Genomic DNA, 12,850 nt, shown 5'->3' on the forward strand with positions numbered 1-12,850 from the left:
GAGGGTGGCGTTAATATGCTCTGATCCTGAACAGAAAAAATCTACATTTAAAATGTAAAAAATCCAACAAACGAAATATAAAATACACACTTTGTTTAATTGTGAATTTAATTCTAATTTTTAGCTATCGCCCAATACCTGTCATCACAAACGTCCTGTTTTGTTCAATGATAAGCAATTGTGAAAATTCAGTTTACCTGTTGAAACTGAACCGGGACTGACTCAGGCCAGCTAAGCCTGGATAAAAATAGCCCAAATGACCCCAACCCCACATGATAGCCTCCATAAAAAGAGCCCCTTTCGGGGCTCTTTTAGCGATTTCGCGATCACATAAGGTGAGGCGGGTTGACCCTATCAAGCCGAGTCGGCCGCGGCACTCTGACTCTCGGTTTCCCGGCCACGGATCCAGGCAGCAAAATCGGTCAGCATCCGGGTTTCGGACTGGCTGTTATCCGCCACCAGTTTGTCCCCATGCACCACACGAATATGGGCATTGAGGGGGGCGCCTTCCCCGGCCGGTTGCCGCTCGCGGGCCGCGGCCATGCAAGCCTGAGCCTGCTGCCAGGCCTGGGCCACATCCAGATTGCAGGCATCGGCCAGGGGTCTGGCGCTAAAGCCCTCGCCGGTCAGGCTCTGCAAGGTCTGATCATGGCTCATGCCATTGCCCGGCCCCCAGTAGTGAGCGGCGAGATCCGGGCCTATACGCGGATTGTCGGTCAGATAACCGTCGCGTTTGAGGAAATAACTGCGGGTCTGCTCCACCGCCATCAGCGCCAGCAGATAACCATGATAGGCACAGGCTGACTCCTGATTGAGCAGATGGGGAATGGCGAGCAAGGGACGGGGACTCTCGACCCCCAGGATCTGCCGCTCCCATTGGCGAGCCAGGGTCAACACGGCCTCCGGGCTGCGCGCGTCATCCTTCATGGCATAGAAATCCCGCTCGAAATAGGCGACCAGGGCTATCTGGCGCTCGTTGAAGGCCCGAAACGGCTGGCGCGCCGCAATCATCTCCTCAATCAGCGCATCCGGGATGGCACGGCCTTGCTCATCCTTGGCATAGCGTTTCAGCCAGTCCGCATCCTCGAGCAGGCTGTCGCAGAACATGGACTGAGTCTCGGCATACGCCATGGAAGTGGGCGGGAACTCCTGGGAGAAGCAGGGGGCATTGCCGGTCACGTTGGCAAAATGAGCCGCATGGCCACCTTCGTGGAACAGAGTGTTGAGCCCGCTCCAGCCGCTGCCGACCTGACCCGGGTTGGCCAGGCTGGTGAAGTTGACCACGGCGGGCACCCACTGCCCCTCCTGCCAGAAGCTCGGCACCGGACCATGGCAAAAACCATTCTCGTACTTGCCGGGTCTGTCCAGCAGATCCAGGGTCAGCACCGCATCTCGGTATTGAATGCCGAGACGGCGGAAGCTCTGCACCCAGTCTTGCAAGGCGCGGGAGAAGGGCACATAGGGATCGAGCTGACGGGTCACGTCACCACTGACCGAGAAGCGCAGATTATGGGGCAGCAGCGCGGCCTCCCCCTTGGCCTGTTCAAGCTCGACCAGGCTCTGGCGGGTACGCGCCTCGGTGCGGGCGATGAAGTCATCCAGGATGACGAACAGCTGCTCTGGGCTCATCTGCTCGTTCTTGCGCACCTTGTATTCGAAATAGTCGCGATAACCCATGGTGCGGGCAAAGCGATTGCGCAATTGAACGATCTCCAGGAAGCCCGAGTCCAGGGCCCACTGCTCCAGGGTATGGAAGAGTGCCACGGCGCTGGCTCGCACCGCCTCGATCGGGCTCGCGACCAGGGAGGCGCTGGCGGCGGGCAAGCTGCCGGGAACTGTCCGGCCCTGCTCATCCAGCAGCTCGAGTTTGAGCTCCTTGCGACGGGCAAAGAGCGCGGCCTCCGCGGCCACCAGCTCGTCCATCAGGGCAGCGGCGGCCGGATCCTCGATGACGTTGCACTCGAAGAAGGCGAGCCACCCCGACAAGCCGCGCTTGAGACTCGTCTCCTCGGCCTGGCCCAGCATCTCCCTGAGCTCGGGCAACCGGGCCGGATTGGCACAGAACCCCTTGTAGGCCTGCTCGGCTGCGGTGAAGCCCGCCTGATCATCGCTGGTGCCCATATAAGTCGACCAGAACAGATCCTCCTTGCGCCTGTGCAGCGCCAGATAGTCCTGATTCAACCGGTTGAAGTAATTCCTGGCAATGGAATTCATAAGTTCCCTCTTGTTGTTATAGGGCCAATCCAGGTTGACCCCGTTGCTATGTGCGCTGGGATGCGCAGCTCCACGCTAGCAGAAGCCAACCCCTCTGTCAGCGCCCACCATCACCTCTGAACAGTGACTGTGATGTCACACCATGCGCGGCTCTGGCCAGCAACTCTTCTGCCGCTGGCAAGCCACCCGTTGTCGCAAAAAGGTGGCTGGCAGCTCAGTTCAGTCCCTTTTTTGAAATTAATGTTAATTTTTTGTTCAAAATTAGCCATGATAAGTTGTCGAGTGAAACCGACACCCAGACACAGTCAGTTGGCAAACCGGTCGAAAGGCCAGGACGCAAAGCCTCCGGTCCCGGGCTCAAGCACGGGATAGCGGGGTTGCAGCAGGTGTTCGGGGGCTCCCCGCCAAGCTGACTGCCCAGACAGACTCAACACAAGGAATCTATGGCAGTGAATCAACCACTTCATCGTCTTGCCGTCATCACCGCCCTGTTGGCCAGTGGTGGCGCCCTTGCCCACGGCTACATCAGCAGCCCGGAAGCCCGCAACACCCTTTGCAAGAACGGGGGCAACATAGGCTGCGGCGCCATCCAGTGGGAACCCCAGAGCCTGGAAGCGCCGTCCGGCTTCCCGAACGGCGGGCCCGCCGATGGCGATATAGCCTCGGCTGGCCATGCCCAGTTCGCCGAGTTGAATGCCCAGACCAGCGATCGCTGGACCAAGCGCACAGTGAGCGCCGGTGCCATCGATATCAGCTGGACCTTTACCGCCAACCACGTCACCCGCAACTGGCGCTACTACCTCACCAGGCAAGATTGGGATCCCAATCAGCCCATCAGCCGCAGTAGCTTCGATCTGACCCCCTTCTGTGTCATCGACGGCGGCATGGTACAACCCCCCAAGCAGATGACCCACAGCTGTACCCTGCCAGCTCGCACCGGCTATCAGCTGATCTTGGGGGTCTGGGAGGTGGGGGATACCCCCAACAGCTTCTACAACCTGATCGATGCCCGCTTCCAGGATGGCGAGCTGCCGCCGCTGGCCTGGAGCCAGAGCGGTACCATCTACCCCTCGGTGGATCTCAAGGCCGGAGACAGAGCCATGACCCGGGTGTTCGATGCCAACGGCGAGCGCCCCGAGTTGCAGACGGTGCTCACCGTCGCCAGTGACGAGCAGGGGCTCAAAAATAACTGGGCCCAGGCGCTGGCCAGCAAGATAAACGCCGAGCAGAGCGAGATCCGTGCCGGCCAACCGGGTAGCGGTGACAACTTCAACCCCGTCTATGGCCAGAACCCCGTCTACCTGAAGGCAGGCAGTGGCCTGGCCCGGGTCGAGATCCAGCTTGAGCAGCAACCTGCCCCCGTGGCCGACAGCCTGGTGGTGAGTGGTCTCGCCGATAGCTACCCGCTCGATGGCGGCAACCTCAAGCTCGACTTCACCCTGGCAGTGCAGGGGGACTTGAGTGTAACGGCCACCCTCTATGACCATGGCGGCGCCGCCAAGGGTCAGGTCAAGACCGATATCAAGGACGCCAGCCAGAGCCTGAGCCTGGCCCTGACCGGTCTCAGCGCCGGTCATCACCAGCTGGTGCTCGCAGGCACCCCCAAAGGGGGCGGCGCCCTGTTGCAACAGACCCATGATCTGATGCTTCAGGATCCTGTCAGTGGCGACTACCAGTATGTTTTCCCGGCCTCTCTCTCCTCTTACAAGGGTGGGGTCAAGGTGCTGCAGCCCAAAGATGGCAAGATTTACCAATGCAAACCCTTCCCCGCCGAAGGTTGGTGCAGCCAGTGGAGCAGCAACGCCACTCACTATGAGCCTGGGGTAGGCAGCCATTGGCAGGAGGCCTGGTTGTTGGTGCAGTGATGGCCTGATACGAGCATGAAGAAGGGGAGCCATGGCTCCCCTTCTTCATGAGGTGACTGGCGCCACCGATAACCTGAGCGCTCAGATCTGATAATCGATGAGCGGCTCACCATGGAGCGCCCGGGCCTGGATGTCGGCCAGCGCCAGCTCGGGGTTGCAGAGCTGGATAAACTGCCAGGCGAAGTTGTGTTGGAACTGCCCCTGCTTGAGGCCAATCCAGGCGGTGTGAGGGGCGAACAACCGGCTGCCGTCGAGCTGGTGGAGCCCCAGATCGCGCTGAGGATCGAACGCCATGTCCGCCAGGATGCCCACCCCCATCTCCAACTCCACATAGGTCTTGATGACATCCGAATCCTGGGCGGTCAACAGGATCTGGGGCGAGATCCCCGCAGCGGCAAAGGCCTCATCGACCCTGGCCCGTCCGGTCAAACCCGCCTGATAGGTGATGATGGGCCACTGGGCCAGGGCCCCCAGACTCAGCTCTGTCTCCTCGCTGAGGGGGTGCCCCCTTGGTACCACTATGTTGTGATGCCAGCGGTAGTAAGGAAAAGCCACCACCCCTTCGCTGCGATCGAGCTGCTCGCTGCTGATGCCGATATCCACTTCACCGGTTTGCAACAGCCGCACTATCTCCTCCGGCCCCCCCTGACGCAGCTCCAGCTGCACCTCGGGGAAGCGCTCACGGAACGCCTTTACCACCTTGGGCAAGGCGTAACGCGCCTGAGTATGGGTGGTCGCCACCAGCAGCCGCCCCGACTCGCGGTTGGCGAAGGCGCTGGCCAGCTTGCGGATATTGCCCGCATCATTGAGGATGCGCTCGGCGATCACCAATAGCTCCTTGCCCGGCTCCGTCATGCCAAGCAACCGCTTGCCGTAGCGCACGAACAGGGCGATGCCGAGTTCCTCCTCCAGCTCGCGGATATGGCGACTGACCCCGGACTGAGAGGTGAACAGGGCGTTCGCCACCTCGGTCAGGTTGTAGTCGCGCCGGGCCGCTTCCCTGATGATCCGTAACTGCTGAAAATTCACCCTCGCCTCCTCCATGCCAAGGGTTGCCCCTTATCCGTGATGAAACCGTTACGGTTCCCATGTTTGTGTTTGCCTTGCCCAACCTGGAGGGACGCCACATTCAGGAGTCAGTCATCGCCCCCTCAGATCTGATAATCCGGGTAGAGCTGAGCCTGTCTGGCCACTAACCGAACTCGCTGACCGGCACTGAAGTGGCTGGCCTCGGCACGGCTCAACTCGGCTGCGACACAGCGCCCCATTCGTGACTCGTTGTCAGCGCCCTCAGATCTGATAATCCGGGTAGAGCTGAGCCTGTCTGGCCACTAACCGAACTCGCTGACCGGCACTGAAATGACTGGCCTCGGCACGGCTCAATTCGGCTTCGATTCGAAACAGCGCCCCATTTGCGATGCCAAGGTCAGATCTGATAATCCGGGTAGAGCTGGGCCTGTCTGGCCACTAACCGCACCGTCTGACCGGCACTGAAATGACTGGCCTCGGCACGGCTCAACTCGGCTTCGAATAGTGCCCCATTTGTCTCCCCGCCGCCACGCAGTTCGACCCGGATGCGCGGCCCCATCGGCAGCAACCGGCTGATGGTGGCCTCCACCCCTCCCTGGGTTTCGAGGGGATGCAGTTCCAATTCGTGGGGACGCACATAGGCGATGGCCGCACTGCCCTGACTGAGATCGGCACGGCCACCGGCAAGCAACTGCTCGCCGACCCCAAACCCCTGAGCCGCCACCCGGCCATGAAACAGATTCACGCTGCCGAGGAAACTGTGTACGAAGGCGCTGGCCGGCTTGTCATAGACCTCGGACGGGGTGCCTATCTGCTCCACCTTGCCGGCATTCATCAGCACCACCCGATCCGCCACTTCCAGCGCCTCCTCCTGATCGTGGGTGACGAACAGGCTGGTGACGTGCAACTCGTTGTGCAACTCCCGCAGCCAGCGGCGCAACTCCTTGCGCACCTGGGCATCGAGGGCGCCGAAGGGCTCGTCGAGCAGTAACACCTTGGGTTGCACCGCCAGGGCGCGCGCCAGGGCAACTCGCTGGCGCTGACCACCGGAGAGTTGCGTCGGATGTCTATCCGCCACATGGCTGAGCTGTACCAGATCTAGCAGCTCCCTGACCCGGGCACGGATGACCGGCTCGCCGGGGCGCTCGGCTCTGGGCTTCACCCTCAAGCCGAAGGCGACGTTCTCGAACACCGTCATATGGCGAAACAGGGCGTAGTGCTGGAACACAAAACCCACATTGCGCTCACGCACATGGAGGGCGCCTGCGTCCTCGCCCCGGATCACTATGCGGCCCGAATCCGCCTGCTCCAAGCCGGCGATGATGCGCAGCAAGGTGGTCTTGCCACAGCCGGAGGGGCCGAGCAGCGCCACCAGTTCACCATCCTTGAAGTCGAGGTTGATGTCACTGAGCGCCGCATATTGGTTGAAGCTCTTGGTTAACTGTTGCACCTGTATGCTCATGACGGCCTCTTACGACGTGCTATGGGATGATGGAGTCCGGCTACGCAGCCGGTTCAGCAGGGTTTCCCCCACCAGGGTGAAGATACCAAACAGGGCGAGCAGGCTGGCCACCGCGAAGGCGGCACCGGTCTGATACTCGTTGTAGAGGATCTCGATATGGAGCGGCAGGGTGTTGGTCTGGCCGCGAATGTGGCCCGAGACCACTGACACGGCGCCAAACTCCCCCACGGCCCGGGCGGTACAGAGCAGGACGCCATACATCAGGCTCCAGCGAATGCCCGGCAGGGTGACGCGCCAGAACATCTGCAGGCCGCTTGCCCCCAGCATGATGGCAGCCTCCTCCTCTTCCGGGCCTCGCGCCTCCATCTGCGGCAACAGCTCGCGCACCACGAAGGGCACAGTGATGAAGGTGGTCGCCAATATGATGCCGGGGGTGGCGAAGATGACCTTGATATCATGTTCGCTCAGCCAGTCGCCAAACCAGCCCCGGCTGCCAAACAGCAGCACCAGCATCAGGCCCGCTATCACCGGCGACACCGAGAAGGGCAAGTCGATGAGGGTGATGAGCCACTGGCGCCCCGGGAAGCGAAAGCGTGCTATGGCCCAGGCCGCAGCCAGGCCGAACAGCACATTGAGCGGCACCGAGCACAGGGTCACCAGAGCGGTGAGGCCCAAGGCGCTCAAGGCGTCGGGATCGCTGATCGCCTGCCAGAAGAAGGCCAGCCCCGGGCGCAGCGCCTGGATAAAGATAGTGGCCAGGGGCAACAGCAGCAGGACACTGAACCAGCCCAGTCCCAGGCTAATGAGCAGCCACTTGACCCAGCGCGGATCCCGGGTAGGTGACTGGGACGGGTCGGCGACCATGGGGGCATGGGTGGCCGCATTCACTGCGATGGCGGATGAATTCATGCTCGGCTTCCTCCTATGCGGGCCCAGCTCCAGGCTTGCAGCTGGTTAATCAGCAACAGCATGACGAAAGAGATGAGCAGCATGACCAGGGCGATGGCGCTGGCCCCTGCATAGTCGTACTCCTCCAGGTGACTCATGATCATCAAGGGGGCTATCTCGGAGACCATGGGCAGGTTGCCGGCGATGAAGATGACGGAACCGTATTCGCCGACCCCACGGGCAAAGGCCAGGGCAAAACCGGTGATCAGCGCCGGGATCAGGGTCGGCAGCAGCACCCGCAGGAAGGTCTGCCAGCGATCGGCCCCCAGACTGGCCGCGGCCTCCTCCTGCTCTGCTTCGGCCTCGCGCAACACGGGTTGCAGGGTGCGCACCACGAAGGGCAGGCCAATGAAGGTCAGGGCTATCACCACCCCGGCCGGGTTGTAGGCGAGGGTGATATCGAGGGGGGCCAGAGCCTGGCCTATCCAGCCATTGGGCGCGAAGATGGCGCACAGGGCGATGCCGGAGACGGCCGTCGGCATGGCGAAGGGCAGATCGATCAGGGCATCCACCAGACGGCGACCCGGGAAGCGGTAGCGCACCAGTACCCAGGCCAGGATCAGGCCAAAGAGCGTGTTGAGCAGGGCCGCGACCAAGGCGGCAACGAAACTCAATCTGAAGGAGGCGAGCACCCGGGGGGAACTGATCACCTGCCAGAACTCGGCGGCGCTCATATGGTTGACCGCAAACAGCAGCAGCGCGGCGATGGGCAAGAGGACCAGCAGGCCCAGATAGAGCAGGCTGAACCCCAGGGTGGTGCCCAGACCGGGCAGGACGGAGTAAGAACTAAAACGCATAACGAGTCCGTTTGTTATAAGTCGCTTTCGATAAGACGATTCTGCGCACTCCAGACCCCACAACAAACTGCCAATAACGGCTTTGCTAAGCACTTTTTTGGCTAAGCGGCACCCGTCCATAAAAAAGACCCGCATCGTCCAGATGCGGGTCAGAAAGGAGCTTGCCAAGCACTATCAAAAATCTCCTGCCCAGGGGGCTATCCATGCCCACCGCTTTATCTCTCCTCTGCCGATAGCAACGACCACCACCACGATCAACGCCCTGCAAAAGGGGGGATCCCGGCTCTCAAACCGTGTCGGCGACCAGCTCGGCCCGGCGATAGAGCTCGCCGAGCAGTTGCAGACCACTAGCCCACGCCCCATGCCCGGATTGGGCATTGAGATGACCCACCTCACCGGCATCATGGAGGGGAAGCTGCCACTGTTGACGCCAAAATTCTGCTCGCTCGAAGCTCATCCAGGGGTCGCTGCGGCTCGCTACCAGCTGGGCGCAGACCCCGAGGGGCCCGGCCAGCAACTCATCTGCAATCCCGAAGCGGGCGGGATCGGCGGGCGCGACCAGGAAGAGCGAGGCGACCTTGTCCGGTTGCAACTGGCTGGCGCGGATAGCCGCCAGGGCGCCGAAGGAGTGAGCCACCAGATGGGCCTTGCCGCGCCGACTCCTGAGCTTGCCCGCCAGCTTGGCACTCCACACCGTCAGATCCGGTTTATCCCAGGGCAGCCCCACCATGCGTTGCCAGTGGGGAAAGTCGTGATGCCAGCGGCTCTGCCAGTGATCCGGGCCGCTGTCGTGCAGGCCGGGAACCAGTAGGATCTTGTTCATCATGTCGCTCCTCTGCTTGCTCGCCCCAGGGTATCAAGGCACCAGCGGCTGCTGCTCAGCGGCCCGGCTGGTAGATCTGGTCGAACAGCCCGCCCTGGGCAAAGTGTCTCTTCTGCGCCTTCTCCCAATCCCCTTCCAGCTCCTTGACGGTGAACAGGGTCAACTGGGGGAACTGGGCCGCCGTCTCCTGCTGAACCTTCGGCTGGCTTGGGCGGTAGTGATACTTGGCGATGAGGCGCTGCCCTTCGTCGGAATAGAGGTACTCGAGATACGCCTTGGCCACCGCCTCTGTGCCATGTTTCCTGGCGACCTTGTCGACCACGGCCACCGGCGGTTCGGCCAGGATGGAGACCGACGGCACCACCAGCTCGAACTTGTCGCCGTTACCGGGCTGATCCAGCACCAGCAGCGCCTCGTTCTCCCAGGCGAGCAGCACATCCCCCAGCCCCCGCTCCGTGAAGCTGGTGGTGGCGCCCCGGGCACCGGAATCGAGCACCTTGACGTTCTTGAACAGCTCGCCGACGAACTGCTTGGCCCCCTCCTCGCTCCCCGTGCTCTTCAGGGCATAACCCCAGGCGGCGAGGTAGTTCCAGCGCGCGCCACCCGAGGTATTGGGATTGGGGGTCACTATGCCGACATCGGGGCGAACCAGATCGTCCCAGTCCTTGATCTGCTTGGGATTGCCCTTGCGCACCAGGAAGACGATGGTGGAGGTGTAAGGCGCGGCGTTATTGGCGAGCCGACTCTGCCAGTCGGTGGCAATCAACCCCTCCTTGGCAATGGCATTGACGTCGTAGGCCAGGGCCAGGGAGACCACATCGGCCTCCAGCCCCTCCGTCACGGCGCGGGCCTGCTTGCCGGATCCGCCATGAGACTGGCTCACCACCACCTGGTCCCCGGTCTTGGCCAGCCACTGCTTGGCGAAGGCGGCGTTGTACTCATGGAACAGCTCCCGGGTCGGATCGTAGGAGACGTTGAGCAGCCGGATCTCGGCGGCCTGGGCCTGACTCAGGGTCAGCAAAGAGAAGAGGGTGAAGGCGGTCTTGGTTAATGTCATGGCGATACTCCTTTATCTGGGATGTATTCAGCATGCCCATGATCCGTTATGCCCAGAACCAAGAAATTACGCTTTGCTTATCTCATTTACTCATATCAAGTCCGCTCCCTCGCCCTCTCTCCGGACTCTGTGAGACAGCGCCCAGGCCCCGGCATCAGCTTGTGCCATCCTCAGCACAGGGCGATGGCACAAGCGGCCATGAGGGTCAGACGATCAGGAGGAGAACCCCATGTGGATCGAGGCGGAACCCGTCTACGGCGCTCTGGTGTCACTGGCCATAGGGCTCATCATAGGACTGGAGCGGGGCTGGCAGGTGCGCCAGCTGGGGGACAACCAGCGCATCGCCGGGATGCGGACCTATGGTCTCATCGGCCTGCTCGGCGGCGTCTGCGCCCTGCTGCTGCCGACCCTGGGATCCTGGTTGGCCCTGCTCGGCCTGCTGGCTGTGGCGGCTGGCTGCGGCCTCTCGGTCTGGCTGGCCCAGCGCTGGCAGGGGGAATTTGGCCTCACCAGTTCGGTGGCCATGGTGCTCACCTACCTGCTGGGGCTGATGTCTGTGCTGCAAAGCCCGAGCGAGGCGGTGGCCTGCGCCGTGCTGGCGGCGCTCTTGATGGGGCTCAAGGGCCAGATCCAGCAGGGCATGCTGTTTCTGAGCGAGACGGAATTTCACGCCACCCTGCGCTTCCTGCTCATCTCTCTGGTGCTGCTGCCGGTGCTGCCCGACGTCGAGATGGGCCCCCTCAACGCCTTCAACCCCTTCAAGATCTGGCTGATGGTGGTGGTGATCGCCGGCATCTCCTTCTCTGGCCACTTCGCGGTGCGCCTGCTCGGCACCCGCGCCGGCCTGGTGCTCACCAGCATGCTGGCGGGGCTCGCCTCCTCCACCGCCCTCACCCTGCAGTTTGCCCGCCTCAACAAGGAGCAGCCCGGGCTGGAGCGGCTGCTGGCCACCGGCATACTGCTGGCGGGCGCCACCATGTGGTTGCGACTGCTGGTGCTGGTGCTGCTCATTCACAACGAGCTGGCCATGCGCCTGACCCTCCCCCTGCTGCTGCTGGCGGCCATCGTCTATGGCTTCGCCTTCTGGTTCTGGCGCCAGCGCGAGGAAATGACCGACAACCCGGTGCAGCCCGAAACCCGCAATCCGCTGGATCTCGCCACCGCCATCAAGTTCGGCCTGCTGCTGGCGCTGATCGGCTTCATGGCCACACTGCTGCAGAGCAAGGTGGGCAACTCCGGGGTCTATCTGCTGGCGCTGGTCTCCGGCATCACCGACGTGGACGCCATCACCTTGTCTCTCTCCCAGCTCGCCCACAAGGAGCTGGCGCTGGAGGTGGCGGCCCGGGCCATTCTGCTGGCCGGGCAGGTCAACTCCCTGGTGAAGGGGCTGCTGGCCCTGGTGATCGGCGGCCGCCGTCTGGGGCTGAGGGTGATGCTGCCCTACCTCCTCTCAGTGCTGCTGATCCTGCCCCTGCTCTGGCTGGGCTGACCTGGTCATCAGGGATCCCCTGACGCCGCACTGCCCGTCACGTATACTGGCGCCTCTTGGCACATGAGAGGAGGTGAGCATGGCAAGCGACTGGGACAAGGTACTGGCGGGCGGCGCCCTGAACAGCCAGAGCGAGGAGATAGCGAACGACCGCATTCGCGGCCAGGCCCTGCTGGCGAGACTCAACGCCACACCGGCGGGGGATCACCAGGGGCGCCAGAGCCTGTGCGCCGAGCTGTTCGGCCACTGCCCCGACTCCTGCTGGATAAGCTCCCCCTTCATCTGCGAATTTGGCCGCAACATCCATCTGGGGGAGAAGACCTTCTTCAACTTCAACGTCACCATACTGGACGTGGGCGAGGTGCACATCGGCAGCCATGTGCTGCTGGCCCCCAACGTGCAGATTTACACCGCCACCCACAGCATGGACTATCTGGAGCGCCGCAACTGGACCGCCTACAACAAGCCGGTGCGCATCGGCGATGACTGCTGGATTGGCGGCGGCGCCATCATCTGCCCCGGCGTCACCATAGGGCCGCGCTCCATCATAGGCGCAGGCGCCGTGGTGACCCGGGACATACCGGCGGACTCACTGGCGGTGGGCAACCCGGCCCGGGTGATCCGCACCCTCAGCCCGGACGAGCCCCGGGATCCGGCGCTGCTGTCATGATGGGGCTGGCCCTGATCCCGCTTGGCTGGGCCAGCTGGCTTGGCGTGCAGAGCGGCCTCTGGTGGCCCCTTGGCCTGATAGTGCTGATGAGCCTGCTGACCCTGACCGCCTACGCCTGGGACAAGCGCCAGGCGGTGCGCGGCGGCTGGCGCATCCCGGAATCCCGCCTGCACCTGCTGGAGCTGCTCGGCGGCTGGCCCGGCGCCCTGGTGGCCCGCCACTGGCTGCGCCACAAGACCCAGAAGGGCAGCTACCGCCTCCGATTCTGGGCCATCGTCTGGGGCCAGTTGTTCTTGCTCGGGCTCTGGCTCAGCCGCCCCTTCTGGCTAGCCTGACCCATCACTTGCACCAAAAAGAGAGGGCCCCACCAGCGGTGGGGCCCTCTCTTTTTTTCAGACCTTTCCATGGGGCGGATCACACCGCCAATCCCCGCCATCCCGGCCTTGAGATGGCCTGAGCGACGAGCACACTGGCCCCGGCGTACATCACTCTGATC

11 protein-coding genes and 1 riboswitch are annotated in these 12,850 nt (G+C 62.6%); of the genes, 4 read left to right on the plus strand and 7 right to left on the minus strand.

The features are described 5' to 3' along the window. Nucleotides 1-354: 354 nt before the first annotated feature. On the minus strand, nt 355-2,214 hold the full coding sequence (locus KYK33_RS17600; RefSeq protein ID WP_224431347.1) for a M3 family metallopeptidase: 1,860 nt from the start codon (nt 2,212-2,214) through the stop codon (nt 355-357). Between the two features lie 301 nt (nt 2,215-2,515). Further along, nucleotides 2,516-2,599, plus strand: a riboswitch (cyclic di-GMP riboswitch). A gap of 58 nt (nt 2,600-2,657) precedes the next feature. On the opposite strand from KYK33_RS17600, the gene gbpA reads away from it, so the two are divergent. After that, nucleotides 2,658-4,079: an N-acetylglucosamine-binding protein GbpA gene (gbpA, locus tag KYK33_RS17605; RefSeq protein WP_396021367.1), complete on the plus strand. Its 1,422-nt coding sequence runs from the start codon at nt 2,658-2,660 to the stop codon at nt 4,077-4,079. An 81-nt stretch (nt 4,080-4,160) separates the two neighbouring features. Here the strand turns inward: gbpA and cbl are convergent, their stop codons facing one another. The 6 genes from cbl to KYK33_RS17635 form a co-directional block, all read right to left on the minus strand. Continuing rightward, on the minus strand, nt 4,161-5,108 hold the full coding sequence (gene cbl / locus KYK33_RS17610) for an HTH-type transcriptional regulator Cbl (RefSeq protein WP_224431349.1): 948 nt from the start codon (nt 5,106-5,108) through the stop codon (nt 4,161-4,163). A 397-nt stretch (nt 5,109-5,505) separates the two neighbouring features. Then, nucleotides 5,506-6,570 (minus strand): sulfate/molybdate ABC transporter ATP-binding protein, encoded by a 1,065-nt coding sequence (locus tag KYK33_RS17615; protein ID WP_224431350.1) that lies wholly within the window; start codon nt 6,568-6,570, stop codon nt 5,506-5,508. Between the two features lie 9 nt (nt 6,571-6,579). Next, complete coding sequence (gene cysW / locus KYK33_RS17620) at nt 6,580-7,434, minus strand: sulfate ABC transporter permease subunit CysW (protein WP_370736624.1); 855 nt, start codon at nt 7,432-7,434, stop codon at nt 6,580-6,582. 41 nt (nt 7,435-7,475) lie between these two features. Further along, on the minus strand, nt 7,476-8,315 hold the full coding sequence (cysT, locus tag KYK33_RS17625) for a sulfate ABC transporter permease subunit CysT (RefSeq protein WP_224431351.1): 840 nt from the start codon (nt 8,313-8,315) through the stop codon (nt 7,476-7,478). 286 nt (nt 8,316-8,601) lie between these two features. Further along, a complete protein-coding gene (locus KYK33_RS17630) occupies nt 8,602-9,138 on the minus strand; it encodes an RBBP9/YdeN family alpha/beta hydrolase (RefSeq protein WP_224431352.1) in 537 nt (178 codons plus the stop codon). 55 nt (nt 9,139-9,193) lie between these two features. Next, a complete protein-coding gene (locus KYK33_RS17635; RefSeq protein ID WP_224431353.1) occupies nt 9,194-10,195 on the minus strand; it encodes a sulfate ABC transporter substrate-binding protein in 1,002 nt (333 codons plus the stop codon). A 229-nt stretch (nt 10,196-10,424) separates the two neighbouring features. Here KYK33_RS17635 and KYK33_RS17640 point away from each other — a divergent pair, with 229 nt between their 5' ends. From KYK33_RS17640 to KYK33_RS17650, 3 genes are all read left to right on the plus strand, one after another. After that, nucleotides 10,425-11,684: an MgtC/SapB family protein gene (locus KYK33_RS17640; protein ID WP_224431354.1), complete on the plus strand. Its 1,260-nt coding sequence runs from the start codon at nt 10,425-10,427 to the stop codon at nt 11,682-11,684. A gap of 79 nt (nt 11,685-11,763) precedes the next feature. Continuing rightward, a complete protein-coding gene (locus tag KYK33_RS17645) occupies nt 11,764-12,354 on the plus strand; it encodes a sugar O-acetyltransferase (protein ID WP_224431355.1) in 591 nt (196 codons plus the stop codon). Next, entirely contained in the window at nt 12,351-12,689 is a 339-nt protein-coding gene (locus tag KYK33_RS17650) for a DUF1294 domain-containing protein (protein WP_224431356.1), read from the plus strand. The genes KYK33_RS17645 and KYK33_RS17650 overlap by 4 nt, the downstream gene beginning before the upstream one ends. Nucleotides 12,690-12,850: the final 161 nt, after the last annotated feature.

This window comes from Aeromonas rivuli (assembly GCF_020149575.1).
Lineage (GTDB): Bacteria > Pseudomonadota > Gammaproteobacteria > Enterobacterales > Aeromonadaceae > Aeromonas > Aeromonas rivuli.

Excerpts from the sequence above, each read along its gene's own strand:
- KYK33_RS17635 (WP_224431353.1), bottom strand. The coding sequence starts at position 10,195 with ATGACATTAACCAAGACCGCCTTCACCCTCTTCTCTTTGCTGACCCTG.
- KYK33_RS17640 (WP_224431354.1), top strand. The coding sequence starts at position 10,425 with ATGTGGATCGAGGCGGAACCCGTCTACGGCGCTCTGGTGTCACTGGCC.
- KYK33_RS17645 (WP_224431355.1), top strand. The coding sequence starts at position 11,764 with ATGGCAAGCGACTGGGACAAGGTACTGGCGGGCGGCGCCCTGAACAGC.
- KYK33_RS17615 (WP_224431350.1), bottom strand. The coding sequence starts at position 6,570 with ATGAGCATACAGGTGCAACAGTTAACCAAGAGCTTCAACCAATATGCG.
- cysW (WP_370736624.1), bottom strand. The coding sequence starts at position 7,434 with ATGGTCGCCGACCCGTCCCAGTCACCTACCCGGGATCCGCGCTGGGTC.
- KYK33_RS17630 (WP_224431352.1), bottom strand. The coding sequence starts at position 9,138 with ATGAACAAGATCCTACTGGTTCCCGGCCTGCACGACAGCGGCCCGGAT.
- gbpA (WP_396021367.1), top strand. The coding sequence starts at position 2,658 with ATGGCAGTGAATCAACCACTTCATCGTCTTGCCGTCATCACCGCCCTG.
- KYK33_RS17650 (WP_224431356.1), top strand. The coding sequence starts at position 12,351 with ATGATGGGGCTGGCCCTGATCCCGCTTGGCTGGGCCAGCTGGCTTGGC.
- cysT (WP_224431351.1), bottom strand. The coding sequence starts at position 8,315 with ATGCGTTTTAGTTCTTACTCCGTCCTGCCCGGTCTGGGCACCACCCTG.
- KYK33_RS17600 (WP_224431347.1), bottom strand. The coding sequence starts at position 2,214 with ATGAATTCCATTGCCAGGAATTACTTCAACCGGTTGAATCAGGACTAT.